Raw genomic sequence first — 21123 nt, forward strand, 5'->3', positions numbered from 1 at the left:
TGTTGCAGCTTTTGATCCGTAGACAATTAATATAAAAGAGGAAATTATGGAACATATTGTAAAGGAAATACTTGAGGGAAGTATAGCTCAGGAGATGGAGATCGAACCGGGAGATAATATTCTGGCGGTCAATGACCATCCTATAGAGGATATATTTGACTATCAGTATCTCATAAATGACGAATATATAGAACTTCTCGTGAGAAAGTCTGACGGCGAGGAGTGGCTTCTGGAGATAGATAAGGATTATGACGAGGATCTAGGGATTGTTTTTGAAAATTCCCTGATGGATAATTACAAGTCTTGCTATAACAAGTGCATATTCTGCTTTATCGATCAGAACCCGAAAGGTATGAGAGACACTATATATTTCAAGGACGATGATTCCAGACTGTCATTTCTTCAGGGAAATTATATTACCCTTACTAATATGAAGGAAAAGGATATTGACAGAATAATCAATTATCACCTTGCTCCGATAAATATATCAGTGCACACTACCAATCCCAAGCTGCGCTGCAGTATGCTGAACAACAGATTTGCTGGTGCCATACTTGACTATATAAGGAAATTTTATGAAGCTGGTATTCCTATGAATGGACAGATAGTTCTGTGCAAGGGGATAAATGATGGGGAGGAATTGTGGCGTACGATCTCTGATCTTATGGAGTTTGTTCCTGTTATGGAGAGCTTGTCCGTGGTTCCTGTCGGTTTGTCAGATTACAGAGATGGCTTGTTCCATCTTGAACCGTTCAACAGAGAGGACGCCTGCGAGGTTATTGATATAATAGAACATTTTCAGAAAAAGGCATTTGAAAAGCATGGCACACATTTTGTCCAGGCAAGTGATGAATGGTATATAAATGCTGGCAGGGATTTCCCTGAGGCTGACAGGTATGATGGCTTTATCCAGCTTGAAAATGGTGTGGGCATGGTGAGACTGCTCATGGATGAGTTTGATGAAGAGTGGAGCTGCGTAGAGGGCGATGACAGAGAGTATGAGGTGTCCATGGTTACTGGAGTGCTCGTATATGATTCCATAAAGCTCCTTGCTAACAGGATCCCTGAGAAGTTTCCTAATGTGAAGGTGCATCTGTATAAGATCATTAATGATTTTTTTGGACACAGAATAACCGTGACAGGATTGCTTACGGGTGGAGATATAAGAAAGCAGCTCACAGGAAAACCTCTTGGGCAGCGTCTTATACTGCCTTCCAATACTCTTATGGCGGATGAGCCAAAATTCCTTGATGATGTGACGCTTGCAGAGCTCACAGATGCTTTACAAGTCGATGTTTGTATTGTAGAATCAAGTGGTGCTGATTTTATTCATGCAGTAATTGGCGATGATATGTAATTAATTATATATGGAGGAAGATAGAATGAGTAAACCTATAGTTGCCATAGTGGGCAGACCCAATGTAGGTAAATCAACTCTGTTCAATGTGCTTGCCGGAGAAAAGATATCCATAGTTCAGGATACACCGGGAGTTACGCGAGACAGAATTTATGCTGATATCAACTGGCTGGATTACAATTTCACTCTGATAGACACAGGAGGAATTGAGCCGGAGTCAGACAATATTATACTTAAGAGCATGAGAGAACAGGCAGAGATAGCCATAGAGACAGCGGACGTCATCCTGTTCATGACGGATGTCAGACAGGGAATGGTTGATGATGATGCCAAGGTTGCCGATATGCTCAGAAGATCCAAGAAACCTATAGTTCTCGTTGTCAACAAGGTAGACAGCTTTGAAAAGTTCATGCCGGATGTGTATGAGTTCTATAATCTTGGACTTGGAGATCCACATCCTATATCAGGTTCATCCAGACTTGGAATAGGAGATATGCTCGATGAGGTGGTATCACACTTCAATGAGTCTGCAAAGGATGACACGGAGGATGAGAGACCTAGAATCGCCATCATAGGAAAGCCAAACGTAGGAAAATCTTCTATAATTAATAAGCTTCTCGGTGAGGACAGGGTTATTGTATCAGATATAGCCGGAACCACAAGAGATGCCGTGGATACAGAGATCGTCAGAAATGGCAGAGAATATGTATTCATAGACACAGCGGGACTCAGACGAAAGAGCAAGATTAAAGAGGATATAGAGAGATACAGTATCATAAGAACAGTATCAGCGGTTGAGAGATGTAATGTTGCAGTCCTCGTAATAGACGCAACGGAGGGAATAACCGATCAGGATGCCAAGATCGCGGGAATCGCACATGATCGTGGCAAGGGAATGATAATAGCTGTGAACAAATGGGATGCCATCGAGAAGAACGACAAGACCATATATAAGTTTACAGAGGAGATCAGAAACAAGCTTTCATACATGCCGTATGCGGAGCTGCTCTTCATATCAGCCCAGACCGGACAGAGACTTCCAAAGCTGTTCGAGACCATAGATGCTGTTATAGAGAATCATTCACTCCGCATAGCTACTGGTGTTCTGAATGAGATTATGAGCGAGGCGGTTGCAATGCAGCAGCCACCATCAGATAAGGGTAAGAGACTTAAGCTCTATTATATTACCCAGGTGTCAGTTAAACCTCCTACATTTGTCATATTTGTAAATGACAAGGAGCTTATGCATTTCTCATATACACGTTATATAGAGAACAGGATAAGAGAATCCTTTGGATTCAGAGGTACACCTCTAAAATTCATAATCAGGGAGAGGAAAGAGAAGTAGTCATGGAGATGTTGATTAGAGCTATATGTCTGGTTGGGGGCTATGGAGTAGGACTCATTCAGACAGCGTATATTTACGGCAGGATAAAAGGTGTTGATATAAGAAAGTATGGAAGTGGAAATGCGGGAACGACAAATGCACTGAGAGTTCTTGGAAAGAAAGCTGGACTGATAGTTTTCCTGGGGGATTTCCTCAAAGGAATAATCGCCTGCTCACTGACACATATCATACTTGGCCAGTTAGGTATAGGTGATGCATACATGTTCGTACTGTATACAGGACTTGGAGTTGTGCTTGGTCATAACTTCCCATTCTATATGCAGTTCAAGGGCGGCAAGGGAATTGCTGCCAGCGGCGGAATGATAGTAGGTCTGTGGGACTGGAGATTGGTAGTGATACTCCTTGCAGCGTTCATTATAAGTGTTGTGATAACAAGATATGTATCGGTTGGATCACTTACGATCATGATCGGATTCTTCATATTATACACAGTATTTGCAATTCATGGAGATTATAATTTCACATCGAATGCCAAAATGATCGAAGGAATAATCATGGCGGGAATCATAGCCGGAATGGCCGTGATAAGACATTGGCAGAATATCAAGAGACTGATAGCGGGAACGGAGAATAAGTTGTCGTTTGGTTCTAAGAAGGCTTGATGGAAAGAGGAAGCGAATAGAGAGTTATTGAATACCCTCCTTACTGGATAAACCAGGAAGAAGGGTATTTTTTGTAGTGAGCAACGTTTTATAGATGTCTGGATAAAATAAAATCAGATAACATAATGAGTATACATAAAACTGAGATTATGGTTATGTGATATTTATACGCAGTGAAAAGTGTATTAAAAACCGTTGAATAGAATAATGTGAGTTTACATAACTGGACAAAAATCTAAAAATACAGTAAAAAATTGCAAAAACATCCATGTATTGTCACTATGGACTGGATTAAATGATGAAAAAAAGTTAAAATAGAAAAAGTGATTCAAGGATTGAAAAAAGAAATATAAATATTTTGGAGGTATTTTACGATGAAAATAGGTGTTCTCGGAGCAGGTGGATGGGGTTCTGCACTTGCTAATCTGCTGGCAGGAAATGGACACGAGGTTATAGTGTGGTCTATAGATGAGAGAGAGGTTGCCATGCTCAAGGAATTTCATGAGCAGAGAGACAGACTTCCGGGCGTTATACTTAACAACAGTATTGAATATACAACAGATGCGTCAAAGGCTGTTATCGGTCAGAAGATGATAGTGTGCGCAGTGCCTTCTCCGTTTGTCAGAAGCACAGCAAAGAGCATCGCTGACAAGGTGAGCGACGGACAGCTTATCGTGAATGTCAGCAAGGGAATAGAAGAGTCCACACTCAAGGCTCTCGTGGAGATCATTGAGGAAGAAATTCCACAGGCTAAGGTGGCTGTCCTTTCGGGTCCGTCACATGCAGAGGAAGTAGGCCGCGAAATACCTACAACGGTAGTTGCCGGTGCCCGTGATATAGAGATTGCAAAGACGATCCAGAACGCATTTATGAACGATTATTTCAGGGTATATACAAGCACTGATGTGACTGGTATTGAGCTGGGTGGTTCAGTGAAAAATGTAATAGCTCTGGCAGCCGGAATATCAGATGGACTTGGACTTGGCGACAACACGAAGGCTGCTCTTATGACCAGAGGAATGGCGGAGATCATGAGACTTGGACTTGCCATGGGCGCAGATGTCAAGACGCTGTCAGGACTTTCAGGAATGGGAGATCTTATAGTTACATGTACATCCAAGCACAGCCGTAACAGGAATGCCGGTTATCTCATCGGTCAGGGTAAGACCTATGAGGAAGCTATGGCGGAGGTCAAGATGGTTGTTGAGGGTGTTTATTCTGCCAAGGCAACACTGGCACTTGCCAGGGAGCATGGGGTTGAGATGCCTATCGTTGAAGCAGTCAATAACGTATTATTTAATGGCATGACGGCAAAAGAGGCTCTCACAGAGCTTCTCAACAGAGACAGAAAGAGTGAATTGTAATCGATTATATTTTATATGTTTGATATATTTCGATAGATTATGCTGCCGAAGAATAGTAGTACAAAATCACCTAATAATTAAACGATAAAGTAAATGTGAACAAAAAAGCAACAGAAAACTGTTCTTTTTGTTCACAAACTGTTTACAATTACCATGTGTTATGATAAATTTAAAGCAAGTGTGTAAGTCGAAAAATAATTAGAAAAGAGGTATTACAATGGCAAAAACTACGAAAAAGCTTATAGCACTGCTGCTGGCGGTAGTTATGATAACTACGTTGATTTCGCCTTCTAATTATAGTTGGTCCAATGCGGCCGAGACGAGAGGGGGAGACGCATACGCCACGGCTACTGATTCGATAGCAATGCTGTCGAGTGCAGCAGTAACCGGAAATCTTGAAGATTATATTACTGGAGCTACGATTGCTGATAAAGCAGGTAATATATATGGTAGCAGTTCCAGACCGTCCACAACGCCGCTTCCTGTAGATCCAAATGATCCTACAAAAGCCGGTGTAGATATCCAGATGTCTATGGATATAGTGTTCCCGGAAGATGTTGTTAATAGCATATTGGAGTCTGGTGAAGATGCAACATTTACTTATACGATGCCGGATACCATAAAGTTTAATTCCGATATTCTGAATGAGGATATAACTGATGGAAGTGGTAACAAGATCGGTTCGTATTCAGTTGTGAACGGAGTCCTTACTGCGACTATCGATCATACAGCACTCAAGGGGGGAGCCCAGCTCAAGGCTTTCTTCAAGGCGTGGATCGATATGGATCTCACAAAGTACAATGAGAAAAACCAGGTCGAGAACAAATTCACAAGCACTGTGATTGTGACTGTGGATGTGGATTTCAAGCCTGATGTGGATGTGAAGAAGACCGCATCCGAGGGTAGAGTTACAGATCCTAAGGATGGATATGTATACTTTGACTATGCCGTAGAAGTTTCATCCAATCATGGAAGTGCCAGTGAGGATCTGAACTTTAGTGATGTTATAGCCAACGACATAGCAGGTGTCACACCTGAAGTTACAGATATAAAGGTGATCAAGTCTGACAACACAGACTGCAGCTCGTCACTCACATATAACAGTAGTACCTCTACTATAGAAGGAACTCTTCCTGCACTCGGTGCAAAGGAGTCATATAAGATAACCTATACAGTAAAGAGTAAAGTCGATGATCTTTCTCAGGACGTGATCAATCTGAACCAGAGCAATATCGCGGAGGCTAAGAATTCAAAGGTTGATGATAAGGATCAGACCAACAAGGGCTACAAATATGTGAAGGACGGTGCCACAGATCTCAAGGTTACAAAATCCTCAGATGGTGTGAGCAATTATCCTGACGATCACAAGATAGTTTACAAGTACAAGGTTATAGTAAGTTCTGAGTATGGAAGCGATGGTGATATTACACTCGATGATATTCTTGCAAATGAACTTGACTCAAAACTTGGATCTGATGCCAAGAGAACAGTACAGAATGTTACATGCAAGCTCAAGGACAGCAATGGTCAGTACACAGATGTCACATCAAATGGATATGTGACTCCTGCGACAGGAACCATAGGAAACGGTGACATAGTTATAAAGGGAAATCTTCCGAAGCTTGACGCTAATTCACAGTATGAGATCACATACGAGGTTGTTGTCTCAGATATTGCCGATGACATCGGAATCATAAATGTACACAATAAGAATGGTGTAGACGTGTCAGATGATTCACATGACGAGCATACTGATAACGACAGCAGTACATGGTACAATGCCGGCAAGTCTACAGCATCCATAAGTAAGACCGGTTCACTGTCAGGTGACAAGTCAACCATAACATGGACAGTAACCGTGAATGCGGATAAGAAGAAGAATCTGACAGGAATGTCAGTATCGGATATACTCACAAAGAACGGAGCAGAGCTCACAGACGAAAAGACGTGCAGTGTATCCATAAATGACACAGCTGTGTCAACCACTATCAATCTTCCTGCAAGCTTTGTGGAAGAGAATGGTAAACTTTATTTGACGGATGGAACTTCAAGGGTTGAGGTGACAGAGAACAAATCCAAGATCGTGTTCATCTACACAACAGATTCATCCAAGCTTGATAAGCTGACTGATGTTTATAAGAATGTAGCGACAATAGAGAAGAACGGAGTTACGGACAGCGCCAAGGCGACTGTAGAGGTGGCCGGTGATTCAATAAAGAAGGAATTCGTATCAGAGACGGAGAACGATGATACATATACCCTTGCATGGAAGTCTACAATATCTGGCGTTGACAAGCTCAATGCGAATGATACATATACTGACTCTGTAACATATGATAATGGAGCACTTCCAAAGCATTACTTTACGGCAGATCAGATAAACGGACTTACAATAGCTGGCCTCACAGAGGAAGTTGACTACAAGGTAAAGGTAACATACGCTGACTTCTCAAATGTATGGGGGCCAAAGTTTGCAACTGTTGACAGCGTTGCAGATGTTCCAGCATCATCTGACAACTACATAATGGGATATACAATAGAATTCCTCAGAGATATAACAGGTACAGAGGAGAACCCGATAGATTATGTTATCACATATAATACGACAGTAAAGTCTGACAGCAAGTATACGGCAGTCAATAAGGGTACTCTTACTATTGATGGTTCATCCAAGACATCACAGGATTCACATCCTGTATCTGGAATACCCCAGGGTTCTATAGTAGAGAAGTACAGCTATACCAATGGCGCTGACGAGAAGGAGAGTATTGTCGGATATGACAAGGCCAACAATGTGTTCGTATATAAGGTAGTTCTCAACGGTGACTTTGCGTATGGAGATGGAGACAGACTTTCCTTTACAGATACATTACCTGAAGGGACGGTTCTTGACACTACGTATTTAAATAGCAGTATGCTGCCAGGTGGAAAAGGTGAAACGGCAGGTAATATACAGGGTATTTATTTTGTGACATATTATGGCTATGAGAACAGCAAGAACAATCCTGACATAGGTGCGTCTAATTTTATTAAGAATTATACAGTCTCGAATAACCATATCAGCTTTGATATTAGCTCACTTAAATTTTATAGCATTAATGCCAAGGTCGTTATGTACTATGCAGTCAAGGTCACAAAGGATATATCATCCGTTGTTGGTGGCAGTGACGTGGAATTCACCAACAATTGTTCGGCAACAGTTGTCAGAACCGACGGTTCAACTAAGACCAAGGATGACAGCGCAAAGGTTACTGTGACTGGACCGAATATTACCAAAACTGCAGGAAACTATGATAATGACACCAACAGTATTGAATATACTGTGTATATCAATGAGAAGGGTGAGGCTCTTGGCAATACAGGATCCATAACTGTAGTTGACAAGTATGACTACAGCAATGCGGCTGCAGTAAAGAGAGTATTTATCAAGGATGGTTCGCTTAAGCTTCTGTACGCAGATACAGGCGCTGAAGTTCCGGCGGACAAATACAGCTATACATATGCAGATGATACGACAGCTAAGATGTCTACACTGACACTCACCATGCCGGATGAGACAAAGTTTATCCTGAAGTATACATATACTCTTGTATATACAGGTAAGCTTACAGCGGATGTTAAGAACAGCGTTGGTATTCTTGGATCTACAAGTTCGGCAGATTCGTCATCGACGGACACGAACATCAATGATCAGGATTCATCAATGGGAACTGATACAGAGCAGTTTAATCTTTCGATAATAAAAACTGACTCTATAATGACAGGAATCAAGCTTGCTGGTGCGAAGTTTGAGCTTTACAGATATGGTGATCCAAACAACAGTGCAGACACTAACTGGAATCTCATGGTACCTGGAAGCGATGAGGAAAGAGTAACTAACGAACAGGGAAGACTTACATTATCAAGTTTGTATTATAATTACTATTACAAGCTTATAGAGGTGGAAGCACCTGAGGGTTATGAGAAGCTCACAGATCCTATATACATATATGAGAACAATATCTCATCCAGCCTGACAGGACCGAAACCTGCTGAGGTGACAACTGATTCTATCTCAGACATAGTCCTTGACAGCAAAGGTTCACAGGATTATACACTGCCAGTAGATAACACTCCTGAGAACAGAAAGATAACTGTTAAAAAGGTATGGAAGGATGCCGCAGGTGGAACACTGAAGGATATTCCGGTTGACAGTATAACAGTTAAGATCTATGCATCAACTAATCCATCAAGTTACGACAAGAATACAGATCCTGTTGTAAAGACAATTACCTTAAATAGTGCAAATAAGTGGACAAGCGATGAGATAGAGCTTAAAGTAGCTGATGCAAATGGCAAATACCTCTACTACTTTGCAGAAGAGGATTTTGATAATGCTGATTACCAGGTCACAATAAGTAATAATGGAACAGCAACCGGAACGATCACCATCACGAACACCAACACAAAGGTGACAAATGAGACGATCGATATTCCTGTAACCAAGAAGTGGGATGACAGCGACAACATTCTGTCAGCAAGACCAAAGAACATCAAAGTTACACTTGCCACAGAGGATGCGGCGGGCAATATAACAAAGATCGTTGACAAGACACTTACACTCAATGATTCAAATAACTGGAGTGGAACATTTACAGATCTTGACAAGAAGGATGGCGCTGGCAATCTGATTAACTACACAGTTGTCGAGAATGATGTGAATGGCTATACAGGAAAGCTTGAACTCACAAAAGATGAGAATGGAGTGGTTACGGCTGCAGAGCTTACCAACACACTGAATGTTGGAAAGATACAGATCGCCAAGTCGTTTAGTGGTGATCTTGATGATACAAAGCTCACAGATGCACAGAAGAGACAGATCACATTCACAATCTCAGGTCCAGATGGATATAATGGGCCAACATCAGTTACATATGATCAGTTCATCGCTGGAAGCTACGTTGTAAAGAATGCCCCATACGGAACATATACAATAACAGAGACGAATGCTGCATTTGACGGATATAAGAACACAGTTACATATGCTGTAGGTGCTTCAAAAAATGATACAGATGCCACTGTAGAGATATCTTCAGATGCTACATCACTTGTGACTATTACCAATACCTATACTGCATACGTCAATATAAGCGGAACCAAGGTATGGGATGATAATGACAATCAGGATGGTCTGAGACCGAATAACATAACTGTTATTGTTAAGAATGGTGATACGGAAGTTGACAGGAAAACGGTTACACCTGATGCAGCAGGAAATTGGGCATACAGCTTTGAGAATCTTCCTAAGTATGATGCGGCAGGCAAAGCGATCACATATACTGTATCAGAGGCAAAGGTAACTGGCTATAATACTCAGATAACCGGCAGTATAGAGAGCGGTTTTACCATCAAAAACACCCATACACCTGAGACAATTGACATTGAGGGAACCAAGACTTGGGATGACAATGATAATCAGGATGGTAAGAGAAAAGATGCTATCACAGTCAGACTCTATGCTGATGGCAGTGAGATTAACTCAGAAAGTGTAACTGCAGCAAAGGGCTGGAAGTATAAATTTACAGATCTTCCAAAGTACAGAGGTGGTAATGAGATAAAGTACACCATCACTGAGGATACGGTTGAGGATTACAATACTGATATCAATGGATATGACATTACCAACAGTTATACACCTGGAAAGACAAGCATCTCAGTACTCAAGGAGTGGAATGATGCGGATAACCAGGATGGCAAGAGAGCTACAAGCGTAAAGGTTAAGCTTGTGGCAAACGGTATCGATGTCACAAACTCTGAGGTTACACTGAGTGCTGACAATCAGTGGAAACATACATGGAATGACCTTCCACAGAAGTCCGGTGGAAAGAACATAACATACACTGTTAAAGAGACTAGCAGTATCGATGGATATAGCGCCAAAGTCACAGGCGATGCCAAGACAGGCTTTGTAGTGACTAACAGTCATAAACCTGAGACTATTGATATCGAGGGAACCAAGACTTGGGATGACAATGATAATCAGGATGGCAAGAGACCTGATAAAATCACAGTCAGACTTCTTGCAAATGGAACTGAGACTGCAACAAAAACAGTGACAAAGTTAGAAAATTGGAAGTATAGTTTTACAGACCTTCCAAAGTACAGCGATGGACAGGAGATAAAGTATACCATCACAGAAGACAGCGTAGTGGGTTATACAGCAACTCCAAGTGGATATGATATTACAAACACACATGTTCCAGAGGTTACAGATGTTAAGGTTACAAAGATCTGGAACGATGCCGGAGATCAGGATGGTAAGAGAGCAACAGAAATCAAGGTTAAACTGTATGCTGATGGTTCAGAGGTTGCTGGCTCAGAGATAACTCTTAAAGCAGATAACAACTGGACGTATACATGGAAAGATCTTGCAGTTTATAAGAACGGTACGGCTATAGCTTATACAGTAGATGAGACCACCACAGTAACCGGATATACGAAGAAGGTCACGGGTGATGCCAAGACAGGATTTGTCATAACAAACAGCTACACACCAGAGACCATCAATATAGCTGGTACAAAGACATGGGATGATGCAAACAATCAGGATAGAAAGAGACCTGAGAGCATAACAGTAAATCTTCTTGCGGATGGTCAGTTATACAAGACAAAGACTGTTACAGCTGAGGAAGACTGGAAGTATAGTTTCAAAGATCTTCCAAAGTATAGAGGTGGTAACAAGATCATTTATACCATCACAGAGGATGCGGTCGGTGATTATGCAACCGTAATAGACGGATATAACATTACAAACACATATACGCCGGCAAAGACAAGTGTATCAGTCACAAAGAGCTGGGATGATGCAAACAATCAGGACAGAAAGAGACCTACGAGTGTAACGGTTCAGCTGCTTGCGAACGGAATAGCAGTAGATGGCTCAGAGACTATATTAAGCGCAGATAACAACTGGACACATACATGGACAGACCTTGATGTGAACAAGGATGGAGCTCCGATAGCTTACGCTGTAGAAGAAACAGATATTACTGAAGAATATACTCCAGTGATAACCGGAGATATGACAACAGGATACACAGTTACGAACAGCTACACACCAGAGACGACATCAGTAAAGGGTATTAAGATCTGGGACGACGGCGAGAATCAGGATGGTATCAGACCTCCAAGTATCACAGTCAACCTGCTTGCAAACGGAACAAAGATCAAGAGTCTTGAAGTCACAGCAGCAAATGACTGGAAATTTAGTTTTACAGACCTTCCTAAATATGCAGATGGATCAGAGATAACATACGAAGTAACTGAGGATGCTGTTTCCGAATACACTACAGCTGTAACAGGAGACGCAGAAAACGGATATACATTTACCAATAGTCATACGCCTGAAACGATCAATATAGAAGTAACAAAGACCTGGAACGATGCAAACGATCAGGATGGCAAGAGACCAGGAAAGATTACGGTAAATCTTCTTGCAGATGGAGACATATATGCTACGAAGGAAGTAACTGAGGCAGATGGTTGGAAGTACAATTTCACGGATCTTCCAAAGTACAAAAACGGCAATAAAATCACGTATACCATCACAGAGGATGCTGTTGAGGACTATCAGACACTTGTCAACGGATATGATATCACGAACAGTTATACGCCGGGAAAGACAAGTGTATCAGTTACAAAGGCTTGGGATGATGCTGATAACCAGGATGGCAAGAGAGCAAGAAATATAAAAGTAAGACTTCTTGCCGACGGAAACGTAGTTGCAGATTCTGAGGTGGATCTCAGTGATGCCAACAACTGGAGTCATACATGGAGTGATCTTGATATCAACAAGAGTGGATCACCTATTGAATATACTGTTGAAGAGATCACAGCGGTTGAAGGATATGCAACAGTTATTACAGGATCTGCGAAGACCGGTTATATCATCAAGAACAGCTACACACCAGAGACAACTTCAATAAGTGGTAAGAAGATATGGAATGATGCAAATGATCAGGATGGTAAGAGACCAGGAAAGATCACAGTAAATCTTCTTGCAAACGGAGTGAAGGTGGCTGATAAGGAAGTTACAGCTGCGAACGGTTGGAAGTACAGCTTTACAGATCTTCCAAAGTACGCAGGTGGCAACGAGATCACATACAGTATCACAGAAAATGCTGTTGAGGATTATCAGACACTTGTCAACGGATATGATATCACGAACAGTTACACTCCGGGAAAGACAAGTGTATCAGTTACAAAGGCTTGGGATGATGCCGACAATCAGGACGGCAAGAGAGAGAGTTCAGTAAAGGTTGAACTTCTTGCTGATGGAACTCCTGTCGTTGGATCAGAAACAACTCTCAGTGCTGACAACAACTGGACATATACATGGGCAGGACTTGATGTCAAGAAGAGCGGTGTGAATATCGTCTACAGTGTAAGAGAGATAACGTCAATTGATGGATATATAACCACAGTCACAGGCGATGCTGAGACAGGATTTACAATAAAGAACAGCTATACACCAGAGACGACATCAGTGAGCGGCAGCAAGACATGGGATGATGCGGACGATCAGGATGGCAAGAGACCTGAAAATATCAAGGTAAACCTTCTTGCAGATGGCAGCGTATATGCTACAAAGACGGTAACCGAGGCAGAAAACTGGGAGTATAGTTTTACAAATCTTCCAAAGTATAGAGATGGTGGAATTCAGATCAAGTATTCTGTATCTGAGGTTGATGTACCAGAATATACAGGTGAGGTTACAGGTTATAATATCACGAACAGTTACACACCGGGAAAGACAAGTGTATCAGTTACAAAGAAGTGGAGTGATAACGACAACCAGGATGGCAAGAGAACACCTAGCGTAAAGGTTCGTCTTCTGGCTGATGGACAGGTTGTAGCTGGATCTGGGGTAACACTCAGCGAGGCAAATAACTGGACACATACATGGAACGCTCTTGACGAGAAGAAAAATGGACAGACCATCGACTACACAGTTGAGGAGACTACAACTATAGATGGTTACACAACAGTCATAACAGGAAATGCAGCTGATGGATATGTGGTCGACAATCAGCACACACCTGAGACGATCAATGTATCAGGTGCTAAGACGTGGGTTGATGATGATGATCATGATGGTCAGAGACCAGAATCAATAACAGTTAAGCTTCTTGCGGATGGTACTGTTATAAAGAGCCTCGTGGTTACAGCAGATACTGACTGGAATTACAGCTTTACAGATTTACCAAAGTACAAAGATAATGGAACCCTGATCAAGTATTCTGTATCAGAGAATGCTGTTTCAGGATACAAGGCATCTGTTGTTGGATATGACATAACAAACACATACAAGCCAAATGTTATAAAACTTACCAAGACCATAAATGGAGATATTACAGCAGATGATGCAGCGGCAAATGTAACGTTCAATGTTACAAACAATGCAGGCTACAGTAAGATCATAAAGCTTACAGACCCTGAGGTGGTAAAGCTTGGAAATGGCAAGTATGAGATAACTCTTGTAAATGTGCCGGATGGTACATATACAGTTGAGGAAACATCATATGCATATGATGGAACAGCGGTAACAGTCAGCTATACTGTGGATGGAATAGACGGTGAAGGAACAGAGGCATCCGGAATAACACTTATCGGTGGAAATACAGCTGATGTAGAGTTCGTTGATACCTACAAGCTTGGCACTGTCAAGTTCACTAAGACCGGACTTTATAAGGAGTCATGTGCTGAAGACCCTGATGATGTAAAACTGCTTGATGGTGTAGAGTTTGCGCTCTATGAGGGAACAGATACAGAGTGTGAGAACCCTGTAATGACAGCAACAAGTGTAAATGGTGTTGTGACATTCAAGAATCTTAAGATTGGTACGTATCTTATAAAAGAGAGTAAGACTATCGGAGATTATATTATCGATAACACAGTCTACACAGCAGAGGTAACAGAGGCAAACATTGACACTTATGCAGTGTTAAATGGTGTTCAGGATAACACACTGATAAATGATCTTCCTAGAACAGATCTCAAGATAGAGAAGGTTGCAGAGGAGAACAATGGCATTAAGCTTCCAAATTCAGTATACGGACTCTACAAGGAGAACGAGAATGGTGAGGAAGAGCTTGTCGCTAAGGCTACAACAGACAGCAACGGAGTTCTCAAGTTTGACGGTATTTTGATCGGCACAGAGTATACGATCAGAGAGATACAGGCGCCGGATGGATACTATGTATCTGAACAGCCAATATCAATCAAGTTCAAGAAAGATGAGAACGGAAAGATCACAGTTGATTCATTTGACGGTGGTTTCAATACTGACACTGGTAAAGTTACAGCCCGAGTTGATGATAATGGAAATATCACATGGCTTGAGCCTTCAGTAAAATACAGCTTTGAGAAGGTGGATGAGGACGGTAACCCTGTGAAGGGTGCAACACTCAGAATTGAAGATGCTAATGGAAAAATGATTGATGAGTGGGTAACAGATGGCAGTGTACATGAGGTAAACAAGGTACTTGTGATCGGTAAGACTTACACACTCATAGAGGTCAAGGCTCCATCTGGCTATGACCTTGCAAAGGATATTGAATTTACAGTATCTGATGATAAGGTTGCAGCCGGTGAGGATATTGTAGTGACTATCACAATGGTTGATAAGAAGACAACAACGACCGAGACTACGGAAACCACAGAGACAACCGAAACCACAGAGACAACCGAGACAACACAGACAACTGAGACTACTGAAATAACAACAGAGGACAAGAACAAGCCGGATACTGGTGACAGAGCTCCTGTTGTACCAATAGCAGTTGTGCTCTTAATAAGTCTTGCCGGATGCGGTGTTATTGTGGCATCTAAAAAGAGAAAAGATAATCAGAGCAGCAAGTAATACAAAGCTGTGACATGTCCCCCGGGAATATCACCTTATATGGTGGTATTCTGGGGGATTTTTTTGTTCATAAAACAGCAGTTACATTCATATGCTATATATAGAAAATGACCGTAGATCTATTGTGTTTACAGTAATATAATTATGTAAATAAATAGCATGTCAGGAGGATGTATGGAGGAGTATCAGGTATATCAGGATATCAAGGCGAGAACAAACGGAGAAATATACATCGGCGTAGTCGGTCCGGTGAGAACAGGAAAATCAACATTCATAAAAAGATTTATGAACCAGATGGTTATTCCTAACATTTCAGGGGAAAATGACAGGCAGCTTGCACAGGATGAACTGCCGCAGTCGGCATCAGGAAAGACCATAATGACGACTGAGCCGAAATTTATACCAAAGGAAGCTGTATCAATCAATGTTGCTGACAATCTGGATATGAAGGTAAAGATGATCGATTGCGTGGGATATGTCGTCAAGGATGCCGAGGGTCAGTTTGAGGATGGCAAGGAGAGAATGGTGAGAACGCCGTGGTTTGACTATGACATTCCGTTTTCCAAGGCGGCGGAGATAGGCACAAACAAGGTTATAAATAACCATTCAACTGTTGGGATTGTTGTGACCACGGATGGCAGCTTTGGTGAGCTTCCGAGGGAGAGCTATCTTGAAGCTGAGCAGAAGACTGTTGATGAGCTGAAGACCATTGGGAAGCCATTTGTCATTCTTCTCAACACCGACAAACCATCCAGCAGTCAGACGGCCGCGCTCTCGGCAGAAATGAGCGATACATATGGTGCAAGTGTTATTCCAGTAAACGTGGAGCAGCTCAGAGAATCGGATATTACATATATTTTTACAGAACTTCTTATGAGCTTCCCTGTCACATCTATATATTTTGAGATACCGAAATGGCTTGAGGTTGTCGATGATGACAATGAGATCAAGAGCAGCGTTATATGTGATGCAGCCCAGATAATGGCGGCTGCAGACAGCCTGAGGGATATCGATCATATGGACTACCCTGAGAACGAATATGTCAAGAGGTATAAGTGTTCCAGCATAAATATGGCGGATGGATGTGTGAATATAGACGTCGATATCTACGATAATTATTATTACGCAATGCTGTCAGATATGATGGGCGCAGATATAACAAACGAGTACGATTTTATCACTGAGCTCAAATCCATGGCAGATAATCGTAAGTATTGTGTGAGTGTCATGGGAGCGCTTGAGCAGGTGAACAATGGAGGTTATGGCCTCGTTATGCCGGATAAGTCGAATGTCCAGCTCGGAAGTCCTGAGGTTATAAAGACCGGAGGAAAATTTGGAGTGAAGATATCGGCAAGCGCGCCATCGGTACATATGATCAAGGCGAATATCACCACCGAGATCATGCCTCTTGTGGGAAGCAAGGAGCAGGCGGATGATCTTGTCACATACATATCTGACAACAGCAATGATGGAGATATGTGGGGAGTTAATATATTTGGCAAGACCATAGAACAACTCGTTGACGATGGACTTAACAACAAGGTCAGCAAGATAGGTGCGGAGAGTCAGCAGAAGCTTCAGAATACCATGGAGAAGATCGTAAATGACGGAAATGGTGGAATGGTGTGCATAATAATATAAGATTGCATATTTATGGCAGGCTATGTTAAAATGTCTAAGGTGTTCTGGTGGATGCCTTAGACATTTGATTGTCCGGGCATGGAACATTATGGTGGTTATCAATTCAGGATGGAGACGTACATATGTCTGCGATAGATGTAAAGCTTAATGTATTTGAGGGTCCACTGGATCTTCTTTTGCATTTGATAGAGAAAAACAAAGTCAATATATACGATATTCCGATCGTCACTATCACAGAGCAGTATCTGGAATATGTGAACAACATGGAGGAAGAAGATCTTGACGTCATGAGCGAATTTCTGGTCATGGCGGCGACTCTGATCAAGATCAAGTCCAAGATGCTCCTGCCGAAGGATGAGGAGGATCCTGGGGATGAAGAGGATCCTAGAGAAGAGCTCGTCAGACGACTGCTTGAGTACAAGATGTACAAGTATGCTGCCGGTGAACTGAAGGATCTGGAGATTGAGGGAAACAAGGCATTTTTCAAGAAGGCGACCATACCGGCTGAGGTGAAGAATGTCAAGCAGGAGGTCGATCCTTATGAGTTGATCTCCAAGGCTGATGTGGATCTCCAGAAGCTCAATGAGATATTCAAATCGGTTATGCGTAAGCAGGTCGACAAGGTAGATCCGATACGAAGCAAATTCAAAGAGATCGAGAGGGAGGAGATTTCCCTTGAGGAGAAGATGGCGGAGGTAAGAGAAGAAGTCAGAGGACTGGAGGGCATAAACTTTAGGACACTGCTTGAGATGCAGGCATCAAAGATGAATATCATAGTCACATTCCTTGCCATACTTGAGCTTATGAAGATAGGCGCAATAGCGATCAGACAGGAAGATATATTCGGAGAGATAATCATTGATTCTCTGGATACTATATAGAGATGAGGTAACGATGAATAACGAAGATTTACAGAATGAGGAAATAGATGAAGTAAATACCCCTTCAGAAGAGAATGAGGAGGCCAGGACGGACAAGGAGTACAGTGACGATTATCTCACATCCGCCATCGAGGCTATACTTTTCTCAGTGGGTGAGTCTGTATCGATCGACAGACTTGCCTCAGCTCTTGAGATGGACAAGAGGAAGCTTACAAAGCAGCTTGAGGGTATCATATATAATTACAACAACAGCGACAGGGGTATCAGGATCATAGATCTTGACGGTTCGCTTCAGCTCTGTACGCGCAACGAATACTATGGAATTCTCGCCAAGGTTGTCAATACACCGAAGAAGCTTTCCCTCACGGATGTTGTTCTTGAGACTTTGTCTATAATTGCATACAAACAGCCGATAACAAGGCCCGAGATCGAGGCTATAAGAGGAGTTTCATGTGTACATGCCATAAACAAGCTCATAGAGTACAATCTCGTGCAAGAGGTTGGAAGACTTGATGCTCCTGGACGACCTATCATGTTTGGAACAACAGAGGAATTCCTCAGATGCTTTGGAGTGTCATCGACAAATGATCTTCCGATGATAAGCCCTGATAAGATAGAGGACTTCAAGAAAGAAGCGCTGGAGGAAGCAGATTTCACGCTCAGTGTAGATACGACATCCGAAGAATAACAGACATGTTCCTGTAATATAATATCATGACCAATATTATGAGGATATGACGGTATATGCATATGTTTTCTACAGGAAAAAGATCACGCATAAGGCGGTTTATGTTGCTTGTTGCAGCCTGGACTGCAGCAAGTCTGGTAATACAGTTTCTCGTTGGTAACAATATATTTATAAAAGCGTATGCTGAGGAAGACAATACAGCGGATGTACAGCTATTTGCCAGAAATGCGATTCTGCTGGATGGGGAGACTGGAGATATACTATATGACAAATGTAGTGATGAGCACAGACCCAACGCCAGCACGACCAAGATACTTACATGTATACTTGCAATCGAGTGCGGGAATCTGGCGGATGATGTGACAGCTTCATCCTATGCATCCAAGATGCCTGAGGTCAGACTTGGGGTTCGTGACGGCGAGAAGTACACACTTGAAGACATGTTGTACGCCATGATGCTCGAGAGCTACAACGACGCCGCTGTAGTCATAGCGGAACATATCGGTGGCAGTGTACAGCACTTTGCGGAGATGATGAACGCAAAGGCTGAGGAGATAGGCTGCCATTCTACATATTTTATCACGCCAAATGGTCTGGATGCCCAGGACGAAAATGGCGTCCATGGCACCTCTGCGGAGGATCTTGTCAGGATCATGAGGTATTGCATTCTTATTTCACCCCAAAAGGATGAATTTCTGAAGATTACCCGAACAAAATCATACACATTCACTGATAATACCGGAAATAGAACATTTGCATGCATTAATCACAATGCATTTCTCGATATGATGCCATGCGCATTGTCAGGAAAGACCGGCTTTACCTGCGATGCTGGATATTGCTATATAGGAGCTGCGGAGGTTGAGGGACATACATATATATGGGCTCTCCTTGGCTGCGGATGGCCGAATAATAAGACTTATAAATGGAAAGATTCCAGGGCACTTGTGGCATTTGCGCAGGAACACACCATATACACGGAGCTTAAGGCGCCTGCTTCGCCTGACATCAGGATAACATATTCATCGGGCTCGTCGGCAGATGGAAGCACAGCGACAAAATGCAGGCTGAACAGGACTGTGACAGCATCTGAAGGTAGTATACAGTATGTATACAAAGTCGCGGATACATTAAAGGCACCTGTGCATAAAGGCGCTGTGGCCGGTTCGCTTGAAGTGTACCTGGACGATGAACTTATAGATGTTGAGAATGTTATTGTGTCCGAGGAGATAGCAGATGTGACATTTAAGGATGAGATAATAAAAGTTTTATATCGTGCTGCAATGTAACATTTGCCTGGCACAGGCATATCCTAAATTATCAATAATATAAGGGCGGTGCACTGAGGTATGGATATGGATTGTGTATACTACGTGGTAGGCGGTGACAGGAGAAGCTGCTATATGTCTCTCAGTCTGGCGGAGAAAGGCAGTAATGTGTTTCATTTCGATCCATATGATGCCGATCTGCTGAGACATTCGCCGGTCACCATTATTTCGGGGGCTTCAGGAGTGGGCTTTCGCAGACTGATAGAGGGCGAATGTGCGTCTCCATCTGTAGAAATGCTGAAAGCTATCATTCTTCCTGTGCCTGTTACGAGGGATGGTGAATTTGTCAACGGCAGAACCCTTCTCACCGTGAACAGCATTCTGGAATGCAGCAAGGAATTTGACATTGTGTTTGGAGGCGGGATAGGCAAATATATGTCTGATACAAACGAAAATAGTCCTTATGTATTTGATTTTCTTGCAGATGATGTTGTGGCCGAGAGAAATGCAGTTGCAACCGCGGAGGGGGCAGTCTGCGATGCGGAGGAGCTGTCTGATATTAATATAGACGGAAGCGTATGTCTGGTGACGGGATTTGGCAAATGTGCCAGGGTTCTTGCCGAAAGGCTTGCATCCTGGGGAGCAGATGTAATAGTTATGGCAAGACGTCCAAAGCAGAGGAGTGATGCGGCGCTCATAGGCTACAAGGTTATGTCATTTGAGGATATTCCGATATATAGGCATATACTGTCAGAAGTGGATTTTTGCTTCAATACAGTACCTGCGAGAGTTGTATGTGAAGATATCCTGTCTCTGCTCAGCAGACATGCGGTTGTAATAGATATAGCATCTATGCCGGGAGGGGTGGATTTTGATTATTGCAAGGAACATGATATTCCTTATAAACACAGCCTGGGAATCCCGGGTAAGCTGTCTCCAAAGACCTCGGGGATGATTCTTGCCGATGCAGTGGTAGAGGCAGTGTCGGCTCACCGCTGAAATGGATTTGTATGA

General features: G+C 42.5%; 10 protein-coding genes. All 10 read left to right on the top strand.

What is annotated here, in order from left to right; genetic code table 11:
• Nucleotides 1–46: 46 nt before the first annotated feature.
• Entirely contained in the window at nucleotides 47–1357 is a 1311-nt protein-coding gene (locus DW159_RS03140; protein WP_117548924.1) for a DUF512 domain-containing protein, read from the top strand.
• 25 nt (nucleotides 1358–1382) lie between these two features.
• The gene (der, locus tag DW159_RS03145) at nucleotides 1383–2705 is read left to right on the top strand and encodes a ribosome biogenesis GTPase Der (RefSeq protein ID WP_022216420.1); all 1323 of its coding nucleotides are present in this window, start codon (nucleotides 1383–1385) and stop codon (nucleotides 2703–2705) included.
• Between the two features lie 2 nt (nucleotides 2706–2707).
• On the top strand, nucleotides 2708–3367 hold the full coding sequence (plsY, locus tag DW159_RS03150) for a glycerol-3-phosphate 1-O-acyltransferase PlsY (protein WP_117548925.1): 660 nt from the start codon (nucleotides 2708–2710) through the stop codon (nucleotides 3365–3367).
• A 374-nt stretch (nucleotides 3368–3741) separates the two neighbouring features.
• A complete protein-coding gene (locus tag DW159_RS03155) occupies nucleotides 3742–4731 on the top strand; it encodes an NAD(P)H-dependent glycerol-3-phosphate dehydrogenase (RefSeq protein WP_117548926.1) in 990 nt (329 codons plus the stop codon).
• A gap of 217 nt (nucleotides 4732–4948) precedes the next feature.
• Entirely contained in the window at nucleotides 4949–15631 is a 10683-nt protein-coding gene (locus DW159_RS03160) for a Cna B-type domain-containing protein (RefSeq protein ID WP_117548927.1), read from the top strand.
• Nucleotides 15632–15805: 174 nt separating this feature from the next.
• Nucleotides 15806–17272 carry a stage IV sporulation protein A gene (gene spoIVA, locus DW159_RS03165; RefSeq protein WP_117548928.1) on the top strand — a complete coding sequence of 489 codons (1467 nt, stop codon included), beginning with the start codon at nucleotides 15806–15808 and terminating at the stop codon, nucleotides 17270–17272.
• Nucleotides 17273–17394: 122 nt separating this feature from the next.
• A complete protein-coding gene (locus DW159_RS03170) occupies nucleotides 17395–18153 on the top strand; it encodes a segregation and condensation protein A (protein WP_117548929.1) in 759 nt (252 codons plus the stop codon).
• 13 nt (nucleotides 18154–18166) lie between these two features.
• Nucleotides 18167–18841, top strand: coding sequence for an SMC-Scp complex subunit ScpB (scpB, locus tag DW159_RS03175; RefSeq protein WP_015534975.1), 675 nt, complete (start codon nucleotides 18167–18169; stop codon nucleotides 18839–18841).
• A 101-nt stretch (nucleotides 18842–18942) separates the two neighbouring features.
• Entirely contained in the window at nucleotides 18943–20130 is a 1188-nt protein-coding gene (locus DW159_RS03180) for a D-alanyl-D-alanine carboxypeptidase family protein (protein WP_055144391.1), read from the top strand.
• Nucleotides 20131–20190: 60 nt separating this feature from the next.
• A complete protein-coding gene (locus DW159_RS03185; RefSeq protein ID WP_117548930.1) occupies nucleotides 20191–21108 on the top strand; it encodes a dipicolinate synthase subunit DpsA in 918 nt (305 codons plus the stop codon).
• Nucleotides 21109–21123: the final 15 nt, after the last annotated feature.

It is taken from the genome of Coprococcus sp. AM14-16 (genome assembly GCF_003434675.1).
In the GTDB taxonomy this organism is placed as follows: Bacteria; Bacillota; Clostridia; order Lachnospirales; family Lachnospiraceae; genus Coprococcus; species Coprococcus aceti.

What these genes read in the sequence shown, in the direction of transcription:
- DW159_RS03140 (WP_117548924.1), top strand. Translation starts at nt 47, where the DNA reads ATGGAACATATTGTAAAGGAAATACTTGAGGGAAGTATAGCTCAGGAG.
- der (WP_022216420.1), top strand. Translation starts at nt 1,383, where the DNA reads ATGAGTAAACCTATAGTTGCCATAGTGGGCAGACCCAATGTAGGTAAA.
- plsY (WP_117548925.1), top strand. Translation starts at nt 2,708, where the DNA reads ATGGAGATGTTGATTAGAGCTATATGTCTGGTTGGGGGCTATGGAGTA.
- DW159_RS03155 (WP_117548926.1), top strand. Translation starts at nt 3,742, where the DNA reads ATGAAAATAGGTGTTCTCGGAGCAGGTGGATGGGGTTCTGCACTTGCT.
- DW159_RS03160 (WP_117548927.1), top strand. Translation starts at nt 4,949, where the DNA reads ATGGCAAAAACTACGAAAAAGCTTATAGCACTGCTGCTGGCGGTAGTT.
- spoIVA (WP_117548928.1), top strand. Translation starts at nt 15,806, where the DNA reads ATGGAGGAGTATCAGGTATATCAGGATATCAAGGCGAGAACAAACGGA.
- DW159_RS03170 (WP_117548929.1), top strand. Translation starts at nt 17,395, where the DNA reads ATGTCTGCGATAGATGTAAAGCTTAATGTATTTGAGGGTCCACTGGAT.
- scpB (WP_015534975.1), top strand. Translation starts at nt 18,167, where the DNA reads ATGAATAACGAAGATTTACAGAATGAGGAAATAGATGAAGTAAATACC.
- DW159_RS03180 (WP_055144391.1), top strand. Translation starts at nt 18,943, where the DNA reads ATGTTGCTTGTTGCAGCCTGGACTGCAGCAAGTCTGGTAATACAGTTT.
- DW159_RS03185 (WP_117548930.1), top strand. Translation starts at nt 20,191, where the DNA reads ATGGATATGGATTGTGTATACTACGTGGTAGGCGGTGACAGGAGAAGC.